21 protein-coding genes and 1 tRNA gene are annotated in these 18,836 nt (G+C 61.9%); 11 read left to right on the top strand and 11 right to left on the bottom strand.

The window, feature by feature from the left end; genetic code table 11:
- Positions 1–247 precede the first annotated feature (247 nt).
- Both nadC and galE read left to right on the top strand, forming a co-directional pair.
- Positions 248–1,096 carry a carboxylating nicotinate-nucleotide diphosphorylase gene (gene nadC, locus OU419_RS05100; RefSeq protein WP_254471078.1) on the top strand — a complete coding sequence of 283 codons (849 nt, stop codon included), beginning with the start codon at positions 248–250 and terminating at the stop codon, positions 1,094–1,096.
- 114 nt (positions 1,097–1,210) lie between these two features.
- Positions 1,211–2,233, top strand: a complete 1,023-nt coding sequence (gene galE, locus OU419_RS05095) for a UDP-glucose 4-epimerase GalE (protein WP_254471079.1) — start codon at positions 1,211–1,213, stop codon at positions 2,231–2,233.
- 50 nt (positions 2,234–2,283) lie between these two features.
- On the opposite strand, the gene OU419_RS05090 is transcribed toward galE, so the two are convergent.
- From OU419_RS05090 to OU419_RS05070, 5 genes are all read right to left on the bottom strand, one after another.
- A tRNA-Thr gene (locus OU419_RS05090) sits at positions 2,284–2,359 on the bottom strand.
- Between the two features lie 105 nt (positions 2,360–2,464).
- Positions 2,465–3,958 carry a spermine/spermidine synthase domain-containing protein gene (locus OU419_RS05085; RefSeq protein ID WP_254471080.1) on the bottom strand — a complete coding sequence of 498 codons (1,494 nt, stop codon included), beginning with the start codon at positions 3,956–3,958 and terminating at the stop codon, positions 2,465–2,467.
- Between the two features lie 14 nt (positions 3,959–3,972).
- The gene (locus tag OU419_RS05080) at positions 3,973–4,584 is read right to left on the bottom strand and encodes a fused MFS/spermidine synthase (RefSeq protein ID WP_254471081.1); all 612 of its coding nucleotides are present in this window, start codon (positions 4,582–4,584) and stop codon (positions 3,973–3,975) included.
- A complete protein-coding gene (locus tag OU419_RS05075; protein WP_254471082.1) occupies positions 4,554–6,281 on the bottom strand; it encodes a phosphoethanolamine transferase in 1,728 nt (575 codons plus the stop codon). The genes OU419_RS05080 and OU419_RS05075 overlap by 31 nt, the downstream gene beginning before the upstream one ends.
- A 77-nt stretch (positions 6,282–6,358) precedes the next feature.
- Entirely contained in the window at positions 6,359–6,835 is a 477-nt protein-coding gene (locus OU419_RS05070; protein ID WP_254471083.1) for a pilin, read from the bottom strand.
- A gap of 227 nt (positions 6,836–7,062) precedes the next feature.
- On the opposite strand from OU419_RS05070, the gene pilB reads away from it, so the two are divergent.
- The 5 genes from pilB to yacG all read left to right on the top strand — a co-directional run bounded on the left by pilB (position 7,063) and on the right by yacG (position 11,741).
- Complete coding sequence (gene pilB / locus OU419_RS05065; RefSeq protein WP_254471084.1) at positions 7,063–8,766, top strand: type IV-A pilus assembly ATPase PilB; 1,704 nt, start codon at positions 7,063–7,065, stop codon at positions 8,764–8,766.
- A 3-nt stretch (positions 8,767–8,769) separates the two neighbouring features.
- Positions 8,770–9,987, top strand: coding sequence for a type II secretion system F family protein (locus OU419_RS05060; RefSeq protein WP_254471085.1), 1,218 nt, complete (start codon positions 8,770–8,772; stop codon positions 9,985–9,987).
- A 3-nt stretch (positions 9,988–9,990) separates the two neighbouring features.
- A complete protein-coding gene (locus OU419_RS05055) occupies positions 9,991–10,863 on the top strand; it encodes a prepilin peptidase (protein ID WP_254471086.1) in 873 nt (290 codons plus the stop codon).
- 66 nt (positions 10,864–10,929) lie between these two features.
- On the top strand, positions 10,930–11,538 hold the full coding sequence (coaE, locus tag OU419_RS05050) for a dephospho-CoA kinase (RefSeq protein ID WP_254471087.1): 609 nt from the start codon (positions 10,930–10,932) through the stop codon (positions 11,536–11,538).
- The gene (yacG, locus tag OU419_RS05045; protein WP_254471088.1) at positions 11,535–11,741 is read left to right on the top strand and encodes a DNA gyrase inhibitor YacG; all 207 of its coding nucleotides are present in this window, start codon (positions 11,535–11,537) and stop codon (positions 11,739–11,741) included. The genes coaE and yacG overlap by 4 nt, the downstream gene beginning before the upstream one ends.
- Positions 11,742–11,781: 40 nt before the next feature.
- Here the strand turns inward: yacG and OU419_RS05040 are convergent, their stop codons facing one another.
- The 3 genes from OU419_RS05040 to OU419_RS05030 form a co-directional block, all read right to left on the bottom strand.
- Positions 11,782–11,997 (bottom strand): hypothetical protein, encoded by a 216-nt coding sequence (locus tag OU419_RS05040; protein WP_254471089.1) that lies wholly within the window; start codon positions 11,995–11,997, stop codon positions 11,782–11,784.
- A 106-nt stretch (positions 11,998–12,103) separates the two neighbouring features.
- Complete coding sequence (locus tag OU419_RS05035; RefSeq protein ID WP_254471090.1) at positions 12,104–12,793, bottom strand: energy-coupling factor ABC transporter permease; 690 nt, start codon at positions 12,791–12,793, stop codon at positions 12,104–12,106.
- On the bottom strand, positions 12,790–13,257 hold the full coding sequence (locus tag OU419_RS05030; protein ID WP_408004922.1) for an FAD/FMN-containing dehydrogenase: 468 nt from the start codon (positions 13,255–13,257) through the stop codon (positions 12,790–12,792). Before OU419_RS05030 ends, OU419_RS05035 begins: the two co-directional genes overlap by 4 nt.
- Before the next feature lie 175 nt (positions 13,258–13,432).
- Here OU419_RS05030 and OU419_RS05025 point away from each other — a divergent pair, with 175 nt between their 5' ends.
- The 4 genes from OU419_RS05025 (at position 13,433) to OU419_RS05010 (ending at position 16,843) form a co-directional block, all read left to right on the top strand.
- Positions 13,433–14,062 (top strand): DUF1780 domain-containing protein, encoded by a 630-nt coding sequence (locus OU419_RS05025; RefSeq protein WP_254471091.1) that lies wholly within the window; start codon positions 13,433–13,435, stop codon positions 14,060–14,062.
- Between the two features lie 83 nt (positions 14,063–14,145).
- On the top strand, positions 14,146–14,316 hold the full coding sequence (locus OU419_RS05020) for a DUF3094 family protein (protein WP_254471092.1): 171 nt from the start codon (positions 14,146–14,148) through the stop codon (positions 14,314–14,316).
- Positions 14,317–14,369: 53 nt separating this feature from the next.
- Complete coding sequence (locus tag OU419_RS05015; protein WP_254471093.1) at positions 14,370–15,668, top strand: NAD(P)/FAD-dependent oxidoreductase; 1,299 nt, start codon at positions 14,370–14,372, stop codon at positions 15,666–15,668.
- 704 nt (positions 15,669–16,372) lie between these two features.
- The gene (locus OU419_RS05010) at positions 16,373–16,843 is read left to right on the top strand and encodes a BRO-N domain-containing protein (RefSeq protein WP_254471094.1); all 471 of its coding nucleotides are present in this window, start codon (positions 16,373–16,375) and stop codon (positions 16,841–16,843) included.
- A gap of 99 nt (positions 16,844–16,942) precedes the next feature.
- Here OU419_RS05010 and cyoE read toward each other — a convergent pair whose 3' ends face one another.
- The 3 genes from cyoE to cyoC are packed head-to-tail and all read right to left on the bottom strand — an operon-like array spanning position 16,943 to position 18,833.
- Positions 16,943–17,830: a heme o synthase gene (gene cyoE, locus OU419_RS05005; RefSeq protein WP_254471095.1), complete on the bottom strand. Its 888-nt coding sequence runs from the start codon at positions 17,828–17,830 to the stop codon at positions 16,943–16,945.
- An 11-nt stretch (positions 17,831–17,841) separates the two neighbouring features.
- Entirely contained in the window at positions 17,842–18,204 is a 363-nt protein-coding gene (cyoD, locus tag OU419_RS05000; protein WP_254471096.1) for a cytochrome o ubiquinol oxidase subunit IV, read from the bottom strand.
- On the bottom strand, positions 18,204–18,833 hold the full coding sequence (cyoC, locus tag OU419_RS04995) for a cytochrome o ubiquinol oxidase subunit III (RefSeq protein WP_015475724.1): 630 nt from the start codon (positions 18,831–18,833) through the stop codon (positions 18,204–18,206). The genes cyoD and cyoC overlap by 1 nt, the downstream gene beginning before the upstream one ends.
- Between the last annotated feature and the right edge of the window lie 3 nt (positions 18,834–18,836).

Below are 18,836 nucleotides of genomic sequence, written 5' to 3'. Positions count from 1 at the left end.
CGGCACCAGCAGTCATCGTGGCGTCATCCGTAACGTCAAATTTGTGGCGTCAAAAAGCGGAAATTTTCAACGTCATTATAGGGAAGCTTCTTACACAACCAAGAGGCATTTCTCGCATTCTTGAAGAATTTCACATCTAACCACATGCCGTCTGTCCGACAGACGCCCGTTGCGGGCAAAAACATCGGTCGATACCCGCAAGCCCCCGCCGTCCGTATAATCCCGGCACTGCGAACAGGAGCCAGCCATGCCGAACCTCACCCTCGCCGAGCTTTCCGGGGAAATTCAGGCCAACGTCCGCGCCGCATTGGCCGAAGACGTCGGCAGCGGCGACATCACTGCCCAACTGATCCCCGCCGAGCGCGACGCCTCCGCACGCATCATCACTCGCGAGAACGCCACCATCGCCGGCAGCGCCTGGGTCGATGAGGTGTTCCGCCAGGTCGACCCGCGTGTGCGAGTAACGTGGCAGGTAAAGGATGGCGACCGGGTCGAGGCCGACCAGACCCTGTTCACCCTCGAAGGCCCGGCCCGCGCATTGCTCACCGGCGAACGCAGCGCGCTCAATTTCCTGCAACTGCTCTCCGGCACTGCGACCCGCGCCCGTCATTACGCCGACCTCGTGGGCGGCACCGGCGTGAAGCTGCTCGACACCCGCAAGACGCTGCCCGGCCTGCGCCTGGCGCAGAAGTACGCGATCACCTGCGGCGGCTGCCATAACCACCGTATCGGCTTGTACGACGCCTTCTTGATCAAGGAAAACCACATCGCCGCCTGTGGCGGTATTGCCGAGGCCATCGCCGCCGCCCATCGCATCGCACCGGGCAAGCCGGTGGAGGTCGAAGTGGAAGACCTCGCCGAACTGCGCCAGGCCCTGGAGGCACGCGCAGACATCATCATGCTCGACGAACTGAGCCTCGACGATATGCGCACCGCTGTCGCCCTGACGGCTGGCCGCGCCAAGCTGGAAGCCTCCGGCGGCATCACCGAGACGACCCTGCGGACCATCGCCGAGACTGGCGTGGACTACATCTCCATTGGCACCCTGACCAAGGACGTCAAGGCACTCGACCTGTCGATGCGACTGGCCCTGTAAGCACCGCTCGCAGATTTGCCAAATCAATCACGCCGCGCCGCATAGGGCCGAACAACGCGCCTCTGAGAGAATTCGGAGGCTGCCGAATCGGCCCTGGAGAAATAGCGGCAAATCATGACGAGCAAGATTCTTTTGACCGGTGGCTGCGGCTACATCGGCTCCCACATCTGCATGGAGCTGGTCGAGCAGGGGTTCACGCCGATCGCGCTCGACAACCTGTGCAACAGCACCCCTACCCCGCTCCAGCGCATCGAGCGGCTCACCGGCAAGCGGATCCCTTTCGTCAAAGGCGATGTACGCGACGAAGCCACGCTGGAGCGACTCTTCGACGAACATCGAATCGAAGCGGTCATCCACCTCGCCGGCCTGAAGTCCGTCGCCGAGTCGGTCGCCTACCCCATCAGCTACTACCAGAACAACTTCACCGGCACCCTTCCCCTGTGCGAGGTGATGCAGCGCCACGGAGTGAAGCGGCTGATCTACAGCTCTTCGGCTACCGTCTACGGCCTGGCAGCCGAAAGCCCGATCCACGAGAGCGCCCCGACCGCCCCTGCCAGCCCCTATGGACGTTCGAAGCTGATGGCGGAGCTCGCGCTGAAGGATATCGCCCACGCCGACCCACAGTGGAAGATCGCCATACTGCGCTATTTCAACCCGGTAGGCGCCCACGCCAGCGGCGAGATTGGCGAGCACCCCAATGGTACGCCCAACAACCTGATGCCCTATGTATCCCAGGTCGCCACCGGCAAGCAGCCTTACATCCGCGTGTTCGGCAGCGACTACCCCACTCCGGACGGCACAGGCGTGCGCGACTATCTGCATGTCTGCGATCTGGCCAGCGCCCATCTCTGCGCACTGCGTTGGCTGGACAGAGCAGATGGAGCCCGAGTTTTCAACCTGGGGACCGGGCGCGGCTATAGCGTCCTGGAAATCATCCGTGCCTATGAAAGAGCCTGCGGCCGCGAACTGCCGCTGCAGTTCCTCGAACGCCGCCCCGGCGACGTGGCGAGCTACCACGCCGCTCCGGACCTTGCGATTCGCGAACTCCGCTGGAGCGCCATCCGCGGCATCGACGACATGTGCCGCGACGCCTGGAACTGGCAGCACCACAACCCCAACGGCTACGCGGAAAACTGACTCGCGGAAAACAAGAAGCCCCGCTCGAAAGCGGGGCTTCTTGTTGAAGATGGTGCCGGTAAGAGGAATCGAACCCCCGACCTTCTCATTACGAATGAGCTGCTCTACCGACTGAGCTACACCGGCTGAGATTGCAGGGCCGCCACGATCGATACCGCCAGCCCGTAACGCTGTGAAGCGCCGCGTAAACTATCAAAACCACTATAGGAACTCAACCGAGCCGGGACCAGGCTAGAACCCCATCCCATATTTGTATTCGGTGATCATGTTGTCGTCGGTGATGATCTCCAGCGGCCGGCCAGTCTTGGCCGCCACCTGATCCACCGTTTCGAATTGCTGAGCCCTCATCGCCGCCAGTGCCTGCCTGTCGCGCTCACGGCTGAAGTCCAGCAGCGGACGACCCTCCAGGCTCAGTTGCGCCAGCCTCTGCCGCTGCACATCGGCGCCCGGCTCACGGAAGTCAAAGTCGGCACAGTAGATAAAGTTCATCCAGCGGTAAGCGTGCGGGAAGACATTGGCCGCAGTTTCCAGCACATCGGGAGAACGCGTGGAGTTGAAGGCCAGGATCGCCTGGGGCGTCATGTGCCCCTTGAGCTCCTGCAAGAAGTTCCGGGACAGCAGGTTCGTGCTGTTCGCGCGCCAGTGGAAGGATGTGTTCATCACCACCAGGTCGTAACGAGCCCCTGGGTTCCGCTTGAGCCAGCGACGCCCATCGTCGATGTGGATGGATACGCGCTTGTCGTCGAGCAGCGGGCTGACGCTCGGGTAGCGCTTGATCAGCTCCAGGTAGCCCGGGTTGATTTCGACCACATCGATGCGCTCGACACCAGGAATGGCGGAGACCACTCGCGTCCATGCCCCGGTGCTCAGCCCCAGGACCAGGATGTTCTTCGGCGCCTGGGTCAGCGAGGTCAGCAGATAGGCGCGGTCAATCCGGTTACTGTTCACCAGCAGGTCTACGTTGGTGCGGCCGTCGTATACATTGCCGCCGAAAACAGCGTCGCCCTCGGCTGCGGACTCACCTTCCGTCGTATGAATGATCCCCTGCCGGTTTTCCACCACATAGTGAACCTTCAGGGCATCCCCCTCCCCGGCCATAACTCTGACCAGATGGCTGGACTTGTGATCGACCAGGAACGATGCGACGACCGCCAACCCTGCCAACGGATAGAAGACATACGCCGCCCGCAGACGCGCAACCAGCAATGCCCCGACAGCGACACAGAACAGGCCGATCACGGTGAAGCCGGCCTGCAGGGAAATGAAATCGAGCAGGAAGAAGCCGAACACGATCGGCCCCAGGGTCGAGCCGATGATGTTGAAAAAGTAGACGCGCGACAGCGAGCGACCGAGCTTGCCCCCGGCATCGCTCGACCCCAGGTGGTGCGCGATCGGGAAGGCCACTGCCTTCAGCGCCGCGGAACTCAGAATCAGCACGACCTTCGCGAGGAATGCGAAGGGGCCGGCGATGCTCGCGGCGATCAGCCACGGCGTGGCGATGTCGATCGCACCGGCCAGCAACAGAGCCACGCCCGCCGCGCCAAGCGCGCGCTCATGCCCCGTACAGAAGCGCTTGCCCAGCACGGCACCCAGCGCCACGCCGGCCAGGAACACCACAAGAACGAACGCAAATGCCTGCGGAACCCCAAAGTGGGCGAAACCGATCAGGCGGACCCACAGAATCTCGACACTCAGGCTCATGAAGCCTGCCGCGAACGCCAGCATCCATGCAGTCGCTTTCACTTGTCACTCCTAAGGAACACCATCGACACGATCGCCACCGCGAAGTTGACCGCACCAGCCAGCAGGATCACCTGGCTGAGTGTCAGATAGTTCAGCAGCACAAAACCGCACAGCACAGCCCCCAGCGCAGCGCCGAAAGTATTGGCGGAATACATCTGCCCGGTAGCCTCGCCAACATTGCCCCACAGCTTGGCAACATGGCGCACCAGGATCGGCAGCGTGCCGCCCATGAGCGTCGCGGGGATCAGCACCAGCAGGAAGTTGACCGTGGCGATCACCCCCAGCCCCTGCACAGCGAAAAGATCGCCGGCACCGTGCATCAACGCCGAGCTCAGCAGACCGTAGCCACCGATACCCAGCTCGCACAGGGCGAACAGCAGAAGGGCCTTGCGCGGAAACCTGTCGGCCAACACACCACCCGCCAGCGCGCCAGTGCCCAGCCCCAGCATGAAGGCCGACACGACGATGGTGACGGACTGGATATCGGCGCCAAAGACCGCGAACAGGATGCGCTGCCAGGCCACCTGGTAAATCAGTGCCGAAAGACCGGATAACAGAAACAGCAGACTCAGGAAATCTACCGGGGCCTTGGCTTTAACGTCCGACATGCACCGTCCTCGATTGAATCGTCAAAATCGACCCCCGCCTGGGTAGGCCGTGGGTAAGCGCGCCATTGGGAATTGAACAGGCTTTTGCTGGAATCGAAATCCGGAATCCGGATACCGGCCAGGTCCAGCATTGAATAGAAGACATTGTAAGTAGCCAGCGGAGCATCCCGACGTGAACGGGCGGCATTCAGGAAATCGGGAAATGCTTCCTTGTACTTCGGCGACGCCCACCAGATCGATGCGGTTCTGAAGTCGAAGACCGTGTTGTAGCCGTGGCCATTCTCGGAACAGTCCCCGTCGTACAACACTTCACCGTGGTCCGCGATGTACAGCAGGCTCGCCATCAGATCGGCCTGCTGCAACTGCTTGATCGCGCCGGCCAGAACATGGTCGGTATAGAGCACCGAGTTGTCGTAGGCGTTATTCATGACCAACTTGTCCTTGCGGCTGAAGTTGACCGCAATTCCACTCCCCATCGCGGGAGTGAATCGCTCGAACTCGCGCGGGTAGCGATCGGCATAGTTGAAATGCCCGCCCAGCGTATGCAGCACGATCAACTGCTTGGGCTCGTTCCTGGCCAGCACATCCGACATGGCGGACAGCAATACGCCATCGTGCAACCCCGATGCCTTGTAGTCGGCCGGATTGAGGAAGCGCACGACATCCGCCTCATGGGCGTGCAGCGCGATGGAACTGTCATGCTCGCCCAGCGGGCTCTGGGTGGACAGCCAGTAGGTGCGGAACCCCGCTTCGCGGAAAGCGGTAATGAGGGACTTTTCCGGGAAGAAGAAGCGCCCATCACCAGCGGGCTTGCGCGTCAGGATCGCGGGCACGGACATCGAAGTCCAGGCCCAGGGGGTCGTCATGTTGCGGAAACTGACTACATCGGGCTCGCCGCGCAACTCGGGATTGGTTGGTCGGGAGTAGCCATTCAGCTCCCAGCGATCGGGGCGGCCGGTCTCGCCGATCACCAGCACATAGACCTCTCGCGCCTGGCGAGATGGCTGTTGTGCGGCGCCGAAATGGAAGGAGGCCAGCTTGGCTTCCAGGTCACGCATGATCTGGCGTTCGGCAAAGAACTTGCGCAGCCTCAGCGGCACGCCAATCGGGTAGGAGTCCTGGAATACTTCTGCGGCGGGGGAACTGCGCCGTTCGAGAAACGTATCCCCGCTCCCCATGACATTGGCTCGGGCAATATCGAACTGGCCGTACCAGGCCTCCGCTCCGCCTACCATGACGAACGCAGAAGCCCCTCCCACCAATATCAGCGCACGGATACGCAGCGGGAAGCAAAGCTTGCTGAGATAAAGCCGGCGGATGACGAGGATCGACGCAGCCATGCTTACGCAGAGCCCGAGCAGCACGGACAACAGCTTGCCCGAAAGGAAATTGGCCACCTCGGAGTAAGAGGTCTCGGCAAGAATCGCCGCCACATGCTGGGTGCTCGGGCGTCCGTACGCGCCGATGTACAGCGACTCCAGTGGCGACAGGATGAGGAATGGCAGCAATACGCAGGCAGCCACCCAGAAGCGAGGGACCAGCGCCAGCAGGAAGAAGACTATAAGGATCGCCGGGAGCAGACCGGCTTGTCCTGCCTCAACCCAGCCTGCCCGGTACCACCAGACCAGGTTTGGGAGGATTACCAGCAACACCAGTAGCGCAACAGCAGCGAGATCAATTCGCTTGGCAACCATCATCGTACCGCAGCAATTTCAATGGGGCCGGACAAACAAAAAGGCCGACGAATCGGCCTTTTTGTCCATATCCCGAGTTATCAGGACGAAGCAGAGCAACCGCTCGGACGCAGATTGGCCGGAGCAGTGGTGGTGCAGACCCAAGTTCCAGTCTGACGGTTACGAGTCCAGGTAACGTTCGTGCCGGTGAGGACCGGGGAAGCATTGCCGCCGAAATTTGCAACGATAGTAGCGTCAGCAGCAGCAGTACCAACGGTCACGAACGGAACGCCAGTACCGGCGGCCAGTTGCGCGTTGACCTGCGACGCACCGGTAATCAGGTTGGAACCGGTGGCAGTAGGATCACACTCGCCAGAGCCAGTACCAACGGTGGTCTTGGACTCCAGGGTGCAGGTTTCAACAGCAGTTTTCAGGGAGCCAGCTTCAGAAACCACACGGGCAACCTGGGAACGGGCAACGTAGTTCTGGTATTGCGGGATAGCGATGGCGGCCAGAATACCGATGATCGCAACCACGATCATCAGTTCGATAAGAGTAAAGCCTTTTTGAGCTTTCATATTTCTCTCCAGGTTTATAGAAAAGGTCTTAGGACCTGAAGAGTAGGAAAGCATCATCCATGCCAATCTTCTTACGCTCGATTCTGCGGGCTTTACGGAAACTTCCCACAAGATAAAGATGAAAATTCCGCAGGAAGTGACACTTTTGGGCAGCGCTCCGGTGCTGATTTGGCTCCTACGGCCAACTAGGATATAAGGCACAGAATTACTTTCCTGGCTTATCTCCGATGAACGATCAAGTCGTCCTGTCCGGCCTTGCCCGCCAGTTGGTGCAATCGCAACTGCTCGATGAAAAGAGTGCGCAACAGGCCCAATTGCAGGCCCAACGCAACAAGCTGTCGCTGGTGACCTACCTGGTCCAGAACAAACTGGTGAAGAGCCGGCCGCTGACAGAGCTTGCAGCCGAACAGTTCGGCGTTGCCTTCTGCGACCTGAGCAGTCTGGACCGGGAAAGCATCCCCAAGGAGCTGGTCAGCGAAAAGCTGATTCGCCAGCACCGGGTCCTGCCGCTGTGGCGCCGGGGCAACAAGTTGTTCGTCGGCCTGTCCGACCCGACCAACCACCAGGCCATCACCGACGTTCAGTTCAGTACGGGGCTGACCACCGAAGCGATCCTGGTCGAAGATGACAAGCTCGGCGATGCCATCGAGAAGGTCTTTGAAAGTGCTTCGGGCGGACTCGACGATCTAGGCGACGTCGATCTGGACGGCCTGGACATCGAAAGCGGCGACGCCGAGCCCAAGGAGGATGTCGGCGGCGATAGCGCCGATGACGCTCCGGTGGTGCGCTTCGTCAACAAGATGCTGCTCGATGCAATCAAGGGCGGCTCTTCCGACCTCCACTTCGAACCCTACGAGAAGATCTACCGTGTGCGCTTCCGTACCGACGGCATGCTGCACGAGGTCGCCAAGCCGCCGATCCAGTTGGCCAGCCGAATCTCCGCGCGCCTGAAGGTCATGGCGGGCCTCGACATCTCCGAGCGCCGCAAGCCCCAGGATGGCCGGATCAAGATGCGCGTCTCGAAGAGCAAATCCATCGACTTCCGCGTCAATACCATGCCCACGTTGTGGGGCGAGAAGATCGTGATGCGGATCCTCGACTCCTCCAGCGCACAAATGGGGATCGATGCGCTGGGTTATGAAGAGAGCCAGAAGCAGCTCTACCTCGAAGCGCTGAAACAGCCGCAAGGCATGATCCTGGTGACCGGCCCGACCGGTTCGGGCAAGACCGTTTCGCTCTACACAGGCATCAACATCCTCAACACCCCCGACATCAACATTTCCACTGCCGAAGACCCCGTCGAGATCAACCTCGAGGGCATCAACCAGGTGAACGTCAATCCGCGTCAGGGCATGGACTTCTCCCAGGCGCTGCGTGCGTTCCTGCGCCAGGACCCGGACGTCATCATGGTCGGTGAGATCCGTGACCTGGAGACCGCCGAAATCGCGATCAAAGCAGCGCAGACAGGGCACATGGTGATGTCCACGCTGCACACCAACAGCGCCGCGGAAACGCTCACGCGCCTGCTGAACATGGGTGTCGCCGCGTTCAACCTGGCCACTTCGGTCAACCTCATCATCGCCCAGCGTCTGGCACGCAAACTCTGCCCGCACTGCAAGAAAGAACACGACGTGCCACGGGAAACATTACTGCATGAAGGTTTCCCGGAAAGCGCTATCGGCACATTCAAGCTTTATGCGCCGGTTGGATGTGAAAACTGCAAGGGCGGCTATAAAGGTCGAGTGGGTATTTATGAAGTGGTTAAAAACACTCCCCCACTGCAGCGAATTATCATGGAAGAAGGCAACTCCATTCAGATCGCGGAACAAGCCCGCAAAGAAGGCTTCAATGATCTGCGCACTTCGGGCCTGATGAAAGCCATGCAAGGCATTACCAGCCTCGAAGAAGTCAACCGCGTGACCAAGGATTAATCCATGGCGGAAAAAGCATTAAAAACGAGTGTTTTCCTGTGGGAAGGCACCGATAGAAAGGGCGGGAAGATCAAAGGGGAGCTTTCCGGCACCAACCAGATGCTGGTCAAGGCCCAGCTTCGCAAGCAGGGCATCAATCCGACCAAGGTACGCAAGAAGGGGGTGTCCCTCTTCAGCGCGGGCAAGAAGATCAAGCCGATGGACATCGCCCTGTTCACCCGGCAGATGTCCACTATGATGGCCTCCGGCGTACCGTTGCTGCAGTCGTTCGACATCATTGGCGAGGGCTTCGACAACCCGAACATGCGCAAGCTGGTCGAAGAGGTCAAGAACGAGGTAGCCGCCGGTAACAGTCTGGCGAACTCGCTGCGCAAGAAGCCCCAGTATTTCGACGACCTGTATTGCAACCTGGTGGACGCGGGCGAACAGTCCGGTGCACTGGAAACGCTGCTCGACCGGGTAGCGACCTACAAGGAAAAGACCGAGTCGCTGAAGGCGAAGATCAAGAAGGCGATGACCTACCCCATTGCGGTGATCATCGTCGCCGTGATCGTTTCGGCCATCCTGCTGATCAAAGTGGTTCCCCAGTTCCAGTCGGTATTCTCCAACTTCGGCGCCGAACTTCCCGCCTTCACCATGATGGTCATTCACCTCTCCGAGGCATTGCAGGAGTGGTGGTACATCGTGCTGATCGGCCTTGTGGCGTTCGTCTTTGGATTCAAGGAATTTCACAAGCGCTCCGAGAAGTTCCGCGACGCAGTCGACCGCTCGATCCTGAAGCTGCCCATCGTCGGCCAGATTCTCTACAAGTCCGCCATCGCTCGTTATGCGCGCACGCTTTCCACGACGTTCGCCGCCGGCGTACCACTGGTGGAAGCACTGGATTCCGTGGCCGGCGCCACTGGCAACGTGGTCTTCCGCAATGCCGTCCAGCGTATCAAGCAGGACGTTTCCTCCGGTACACAACTGAACTTCTCCATGCGCACCACTGGCGTCTTCCCGAGCATGGCCATTCAGATGGCGGCTATCGGTGAAGAGTCCGGCTCGCTGGACTCGATGCTGGGCAAGGTAGCCAGCTACTACGAAGAAGAAGTCGATAACGCCGTGGATAACCTGACCACCCTGATGGAGCCCATGATCATGGCCATCCTCGGTGTGCTGGTCGGCGGCCTGATCATCGCCATGTACCTGCCGATCTTCCAACTGGGCAACGTCGTATAAACCATGCCGGTAACAGAGTTCCTGGCCAGCACCCCGCTGGCCTTTGTTTTATGCGCCGCCCTCCTCGGTCTGCTGGTGGGCAGTTTCCTCAACGTGGTCATCCATCGCCTGCCGCAGATGCTGAAGCTGGAGTGGCAACAACAGGCCCGTGAAGCGCTGGACCTGCCTGAACCTGGACCTCGCACCACTTACAACCTGGTCCTGCCGCACTCCCAGTGCCCGCATTGCGGACACCAGATTCGCGCCTGGGAAAACATTCCGGTTCTCAGCTATCTGGCATTACGCGGCAAGTGCTCATCCTGCAAGGCACCGATCAGCAAGCGTTACCCACTGATCGAAGTTGCCTGCGCCCTGCTGTCCGGCTTCATCGCCTGGCATTACGGTTTCGGTTGGCAGGCCGGCGCGATGCTGCTGCTCGGCTGGGGGCTGCTGGCGATGAGCATGATCGATGTCGATCACCAATTGCTGCCCGATGTGCTGGTGCTGCCGCTGCTATGGGTCGGGCTGATCGCCAACCATTTCGGCCTGTTCACCAGCCTAGGCGATGCCCTGTGGGGCGCAGTGATCGGCTACATGAGCCTGTGGTCGGTGTACTGGCTGTTCAAGCTGGTCACCGGTAAGGAAGGCATGGGCTACGGCGACTTCAAGTTGCTGGCCATGATCGGCGCCTGGGGCGGCTGGCAAGTACTGCCGCTGACCATCCTGCTGTCGTCGCTGGTGGGTGCGGTGCTGGGGGTGATCACCCTGCGACTGCGCAACGCGGAAACCAGTACGCCGATCCCCTTTGGCCCCTATCTGGCCATCGCCGGCTGGATTGCGCTGCTCTGGGGTGATCAAATAACCGCGACCTATCTGCAGTTCGCCGGTTTCCACTAGCCTTCTCCTGCGTCGAATCCCCTCGGCGCGTATTGACGGCCGCTGGAGTCGGCAAGAAGGAGAGCGATGAAACCCTGGATCCTGGGCCTCACCGGCGGCATCGGTAGCGGCAAGAGCGCCGCCGCCGAACACTTTTCCACGCTGGGTATCCACATGGTGGATGCCGACCACGCCGCACGTTGGGTGGTCGAACCCGGCCGCCCGGCCCTCGCGAAGATCGTGGATCGCTTCGGCGAAGGCGTGCTGCTGCCAGACGGCCAACTCAACCGTGGGGCACTGCGCGAGCGCATTTTCCAGTCCGAAGATGAGCGGCGCTGGCTCGAACGGCTGTTGCACCCGCTGATCGGCGAGGAGATCGTCGCCAACCTCGCCCGGGCGGAATCGCCCTACGCCATTCTGGTGTCGCCGCTACTGGTGGAGTCCGGGCAGCATCGGCTGACCCAGCGCGTCCTGGTGGTGGATACCCCGGAGCACCTGCAACTGGAACGCACCATGCGCCGGGATTCGGTGTCCGAAGGACAGGTCCGCGCGATTCTCAAGGCACAGGCCGCTCGCGAAGACCGAATCAAGCACGCGCATGACGTGCTGCTCAACGATGGCGACCTCGAACACCTGCACCAGCAGGTCGAGCGTCTGCATCAGTTCTATCTAGGCCTGCGTGGAGGACAACCATGAGCCAACCCCTGACTGTGGAGTGCCCCACCTGCGGCGCGCCCGTGGAGTGGAGCGCGAAGAGCGAGTTCCGTCCCTTCTGCTCGCACCGTTGCAAGCTTATCGACCTTGGCGCCTGGGCCGCAGAAGAACACGCCATTCCAGGCGACAGCCTCGAGGACGAGCTGTTCTCCGGCGACCTCGACAACCCGCCTCGCGGACACTGAGCCCGCACACCAAAAGGCCCGCAGATGCGGGCCTTTTCATTCAGGGGCGCATGAAGGCGTAGTCGCGATCCTCGTCAAGATTGTCGGCGAGGAAGTGCAGCTCATGGCCCAGGTCCTCCTGCGTGCGCACCTGGGCATTGGCCCGCACCACCGCGCTGAGCAGCGCGCGCACCGTCAGTTGCGGGTCCTGGCCCGCCGCCTCGGCCTCGACCAGCAACTCCTGCAGGCGCTCTTCGGCCCAGCTGTGAATGCTCATCGACGATCTCCTTGGAAATGGGGGGCCAGCTTCACCGATCGGAGCGACAGGCCGAACTGACCTGGATCAAACGCGAAATACGATGAGCGCCCTCAATGCCCGCGCATCACCGCGACTCATCGTCATCCTTCCACGGCGCCTGGAGATAGCGGGTGCGATTGAACGTTTCCAGCCAGTCGGGATAGAAGACCACCAGCCCGGTGACGATGGTCCCATTGATGAACGCCTCTGGAAACATGATCAGCCACAGGTAGCCAATGAAGTCCTCGATCCAGGGCGGCATAGGGAACAGGCCATCCATCCATAGCAATCCCAGCCCCAGCAACAGGCTGCACAGCGCAGCCAACGCCGCCGGAAAGAACCCCGAGCAGAAGATATAGACGAACAGGTTTCGCGGCTGTCGACGCTCGACGAACATTGCCGCCACTTCCGTGATGAGTACCGGAATCAACACCAGCAGCACACCGTTGATCCCTAGCGCCGCCCAATCCTGCCGGCCGATGGCGCACAAACCGATCTGCGCCACCACCCCCACCAGGATCGCCAGCGGCCAGTCCAGCAACAATGTTACGGCCGTCATGCCAATGAAGTGGAAGGACACCCCCGAGGCGAAATCCCGACGCACGAGCCACAGCAGGAACAACGCCAGCATGGTGCCGAATACCAGATGCTGCCGACGGAAATCGCTGATCAGCTCCAGCCAGGGCGCACGCCAGGCAGCCAATGCCACCAGCGGCAGATAGATCGCCCAGCCGAGCTCCAGAGTCTCTGCGGAAAGCAGTTGCGCGGTGATCACTGCGCGTCTCGCTCCAGCGCCTGACGCAAAGCGTCGGCGGAGTCGAAGCGGCGGGTGGCGACCACCTTGCCCTGCTCCAGTTGCAGCCAGGTCACGGCGGCGGCCTGGGCATCGAAACGATTGGCCACCCGCGCCTCACGGTCGAGCAGCACGCGATAGCTGTAGTCGCGCATGGCCGGCACCGCGAACATCGACGAGATGGCGCCCGGCATCCGGCTGATGTCCGCCACGAACACGGCGTGCCGTGCCTCCAGGTACCCAGCGGGGCGGCCATCCAGCGCGGCCTTGACCAGTTTCGAGCCAGCCATGTCGCGAGCGATCAGCATCACCCGCAGGTCGGCATCCGCGGTATAGGGCTTGTCGAACTGATCCAGCAGAGTCCAGCCAGTCGCGGGCCCGGCCTCCTGCGCCAGTGCGCCCACGCTCAGCACCAGAAACAGCAGACCGCTCAGCAATCGTTTCACGCTCAACCTCCGACGGAATGAAACAGAAGACCTTCACGCAACAACACGACCGGGAACGATCACCGCTGGCGATATCCCGGTTTCGTGGCACGCGACAGTCTACACCGGGCATCCATCCCGTCACCGCCTGACGATTCGGCAGCCGCTACCGGGGCGCAGCAACTATGCTGAAGGCATGAACGAATCAGACTATCTGCGCCTGCTGACACGCCAGGCGGAACAAGCCAACGACTTCCTCTCCAACGCCCGCAAGTGGGAACGGGAGTGCTGGGCGTGCCGGCGCCTGTTGCAGGCGCTGAAGGTTCCGTATCGGCAGGAGGACTTCATCGCGCCGAGGCAGCAGCCGCCGGACGTACTGTTTCGCGAGGCCAGCTTCGAGGTGTTCTTCGTCCTCGACCAGGGCCGCCGACTCAACGAGGAGTGGAAGGATGAACTGCTGCGCCGACGCACGGCCCAGAGCATCAACCAGTTGATCCGCCGCGAGCAGCGCCCACGCCGCATCCCCTGTGCAGAGCTGCAGGCGCGTCTTGCGCCGACGCTGCGGAAGAAGGCACACAACTACAGCGAGCGCGGCATCGACCCGCGCGAACTGGACCTGCTCGCCTTCGTCAGCCTCAAGCGCGAAACGCCGGACTTCAATACCCCCTTTCCGCCGCCAACGGAGTTCCTGCGCCAGGGTTGGCGCTCGCTCTCGGTGGTGGGCCCGACCTACGCCCGAGTCCTGTTCGCCCATAGCGACGCCCCCGACTTCCTGCGTGGCAATCTTGGCCGCACCGTGCTGCTCGACATGGGGGTCGGACTATGACGCAACGGTCATTCGTGCCGCTGCGCATTGAGAGGGTAACCAAGCCCGACTAGAATGCTCGGCATTACAAACGGAGGCCGCCCATGCCCAGTCGCCTGAGCCCCGAAGACCAGCAGAAAGTCGAGCAATACCTCAGCTCCCCGATCCATCAGGTCGAACGCAAGCCGTTCAAGCCCTGGCTGATGATGGGGGGATTGCTATTGGTGGTAGTTGCCCTGGGCTTGCTGAGCCGCCTCCTGGCCTACCTTGCGTGAGCGCCGTGCCGCCACGGGCCGATACAGGATTCCTTAAGCTATGAGAATGCAACATGTCCCATCGTATCGTGATCGTCGGCGGCGGCGCCGGCGGGCTGGAGCTCGCGACCCGTCTCGGCCGCACCCTGGGTAAAAAGGGCAAGGCGCGCATTACGCTCGTTGACGCCAACCTCACCCACATCTGGAAACCCCTGCTGCACGAAGTCGCCGCCGGCTCGCTCAATTCCTCGGAAGATGAGCTGAACTACGTCGCCCAGGCGAAATGGAACCACTTCGAGTTCCAGCTCGGTCGCCTCGACGGCCTCGACCGCGCCAACCGCCGCATCCAGCTGGCCGCCACGCTCGACGAACAGGGCGAGGAACTGGTGCCGGCGCGCAGCCTGGACTACGACACACTGGTCCTGGCCATCGGCAGCACCACCAATGACTTCGGCACCGTGGGCGCCGCGGACCACTGCATCTTCCTCGATACCCGCGAACAGGCCGAGCGCTTCCACAAGCTGCTGCTGACCCACTACCTGCGCGCCCACGCCGGGCAGGACAAGGACGACCAGATCAGCGTCGCCATCGTCGGCGCCGGCGCCACCGGGGTCGAGCTGTCCGCCGAGCTGCACCATGCAGCGCAAGAGCTGTCGGCCTACGGCCTTACCGGTATCCAGCCGCAGAACATGCGCATCACCCTGATCGAGGCCGGCCCGCGCGTGCTGCCGGCGCTGCCCGAGCGCATCAGCCGCCCGGTGCACCAGACGCTGGAAAAACTCGGCGTGCGTGTACTCACCGGCGCGGCCGTCAAGGAAGTCACCGCGGACGGCCTGCGCACCGCAACCGGCGAAGTGATCCCGGCAAGCCTGAAGGTCTGGGCCGCCGGCATCCGCGCACCGAGCCTGTTGAAGGAAATCGACGGGCTGGAAAGCAACCGCATCAACCAGCTCGTGGTGCGCCCGACGCTGCAGACGACCCGCGACGACGACATCTTCGCCTTTGGTGACTGCGCCGCCTGCCCGCTCGGCGATGGCAGCGAGCGCACCGTTCCGCCACGCGCCCAGGCCGCACACCAGCAGGCATCGCTGCTGGCCAGGTCGCTTGCCGCGCGCCTGGATGGCAAGCCACTGCCGGAGTATCACTACACCGACTACGGTTCGCTGATCTCGCTGTCGCGTTTCAGCGCCGTAGGCAACCTGATGGGCAATCTGATGGGCAGCGTGAAGCTGGAAGGCTGGTTGGCGCGGATGTTCTATGTGTCGCTGTACCGCATGCACCAGGTGGCGCTGTACGGGCCGTTCCGCACCGCGCTGCTGATGATCGCGGACCGCATCGGGCGCAGTACCGAGCCACGCTTGAAGCTGCATTGAGGAGTCGGCGAATAACTGCTTCGCAGTTATTCGCCCTACGCCAGGCTCACCCCCAACGTAGGGCGAATAACGCGCAGCGTTATCCGCCGTTCAGATTAGCCCGCCATACCAACGCCCTACCTTCGCTGCCGGTGGGCGCTTCGGCGGATAACTGCTTCGCAGTTATTCGCCCTACGCCAGGCTCACCCCCCAACGTAGGGCGAATAACGCGCAGCGTTATCCGCCGTTCAGATTAGCCCGCCACACCAACGCCCTACCTTCGCTGCCGATGGACGCATCGGCGGATAACTGCTTCGCAGTTATTCGCCCTACGTCAGGCTCACCCCCAACGTAGGGCGAATAACGCGCAGCGTTATCCGCCGCCCAGGTTGACCCGTCCACATCAACGCCCTACCCTCGCAACTGGCGCCTAAGAAACGCCTTAACCAAAGCGGTCCACCGCACCCGAAAGCATTTGCGGCTTTTTTGCGTTCGCGGCCCTGTCACGCCCGCAAGAAAGATCACTCGCGCTGTCGGGAGTGGGCTAATACAAGACCCGCAAGGGGAATACGTCCGGCCCGTCTTTGGTGGGTTTCTTAGCTCCCGACTCCAACTAAGCCCTAAGAAGCGACCAAAGGTAATAAACATGTCTATCGACCAAGACCTTGATCCCGAAGGCACTTCGCTGCACCCGCCCTCTTCCCCCTCCTGCGCGGAGGTGCGTCATGCCTGAAGAGTTCCTTATCCCCACCGAATTCATCCGCCACAAACGCCTGCTGCGCGCCGTGCTGCTAGAGGACCAATGCTGGTTCTGCGCCCACGACCTGGGCCGGCTGATCGGCTCGCCCTACCTGGCCGAGCGCATCGAACGCAACCTGGACGACGACCAGTTCCGCTGCGCCTGGGTGCGCGATGGTTGCGGCGATTACGTCGATGAGCTGCTCATCAGTGAGTCGGCGGTTTACGCGGCGCTGATTCACTACTTCCACCCGGAAAATCGCAGCATCCGGCAATGGTTGACGCTACATGTGATCCCGACGTTGCGCGATCAGCACCGCAGCGGCCTTGGCGAGCCGCGCCGGGAAATGCTGCGGGCGGCGACGCAGACGTTGTCGGTGTTGAAATGGCAGGGCGTGACCTGGGTGCCTTACCAGCATTGGCCCGAGCTGACTGCCGGGCCGCTAGGCACGACGTAGGATGGCGTGGAGCGCAGCGATACCCATCGCTCCCGACGCGCCAGACCCGCACAAAAAAGCCGCCCCGAGGGGCGGCTTTTTCGTTGCAGCCGAGCAGCCTTACAGCGCCGCCAGCATCGACTGGGCCGGGATGGCCTGGAAGTCGATGGACATCATCAGGCTCAGCACGCTGATCGCGATGATGGAGAAGGCGAACAACTGGCGGGCCCAGCGGCGGTCGTCTTCAGCACTGAAGCCTTTCACCGCGATGAACAGCCACCAGGCGCTGACCGCCAGCGCCACCACCAGGTAACCGTAGCCGGCAAAGCCGGTCACTGTCAGCAGCAGCGTCGCCAGGCCGAAGGCCACGACGTAGTAGAGGATCTGCTTCTTGGTCGCTTCGATGCCCCGCTCCACCGGCAGCACGGGAATCCCGGCGGCGCGGTAGTCGTTGAGGCGGAAGATCGCGATGGCGTAGCTGTGCGGCATCTGCCAGAGGCAGAAGATCAGCAGCAGCACCGCCGCGCCCATGTCGAAGTGACCGCTGGCGGCGCAGTAGCCCACCACTGGCGGCATGGCTCCGGAGAGACTGCCGATCAGCGTGCCGTAGACCGAACTGCGCTTGAGCCAGAGGCTGTAGAGCACGACGTAGACAAAGAAGCCGAAGGCGGCGAGCAGAGTCGCCTGCACGTTGGTCTTCCACGCCAGCAGGCCGAAGCCTGCCACGCCGAGAACCACGCCGTGGGCCAGCGCGGCCTTCAGCGAGATCTGCCCGGTCACGGTGACACGGCTGCGGGTTCGCTCCATGAAGCGATCGATGTCGCGGTCGATGCAGTTGTTGAATACACAACCACTGGCAACGACCAGGGACAGGCCGATCACGGTGGCTAGCAGCAGCATCGGGTCAACGCTGCCGCGAGCGGCGAGGAAGTATCCCCCCGCCACCGCGATCAGGTTGCCGAAGATGATGCCCGGCTTGGCCACCAGGAGATAACGCTTGAGTTTCACGGCATCGGCCCTCAGGGCATCGGCATCATCAGGGCGTCGGCGGTGAAGATGATCCACAGCGACAGACCGACCACCAGCAGGATGATGATGGCGGTGAAGATGAACGCCATCACGTTCCAGCGACCTTCCGAGGAGAAGTTCATGTGCAGGAAGCAGATCAGGTGCACGACGACCTGAACCAGGCCAAGAATCACCATGGTCAGCAGGGTGGCGTGACGCGAGAAGCCACCGTCGATGACCATGTAGAACGGGATCGCGGTCAGGATCACCGAGAGCACGAAGCCGATGGCATACGAGCCCAGACTGCCGTGACCGGCGCCGTGGTTGTCGTGGCCGGCGCCGTGGGAGCCGTGATGATGTGCAGCAGCGGTCATTACAGAGCCCCCATCAGGTAGACGACGGTGAATACGCAGATCCAGACGATGTCCAGGAAGTGCCAGAACAGGCTCAGGCACATCATGCGGGTGTTGTTCTGCGCGGTCAGGCCACGGGTGCCGATCTGCGCCATAAGTACCAGCATCCACAGCAGGCCGGCACTCACGTGCAGGCCGTGCATGCCGACCAGGGTGAAGAAGGACGACAGGAAGGCGCTGCGGCTCGGGCCGAAGCCTTCGACGATCAGGTGATGGAACTCGTTGAGCTCCATGCCGATGAACGCGGCGCCGCACAGGAAGGTCACGCCCAGCCAGGCGATGGCCTTGCCCTTTGCGCCCTTGTGCGCGGCCAGCATGGCCAGGCCGTAGGTGCAGGAGGAGATCAGCAGGATCGCGGTTTCGACGGCCACGTAGGGCAGCTCGAAGATGTCCTTGCCGCTCGGGCCGCCGGCCGTGTGGTTGACCAGCACGGCGTAGGTGGCGAAGACGCTGGCGAACAGGATGCAGTCGGTCATCAGGTACAGCCAGAAGCCGAAGACCGTCATGCCGCCGCTGTCATGGGCGTGGTCATGGTCGTGCGCCGCTTCGTGCGTATCGACCAGGTGTTGATTCAGTACTGCCGTAGACATGGC

It is taken from the genome of Pseudomonas triclosanedens (assembly GCF_026686735.1).
Lineage (GTDB): Bacteria > Pseudomonadota > Gammaproteobacteria > Pseudomonadales > Pseudomonadaceae > Pseudomonas > Pseudomonas triclosanedens.
The sequence above is the reverse complement of the archived record's forward strand: the minus strand, read 5'-3'. Positions and strand labels throughout refer to the sequence as shown.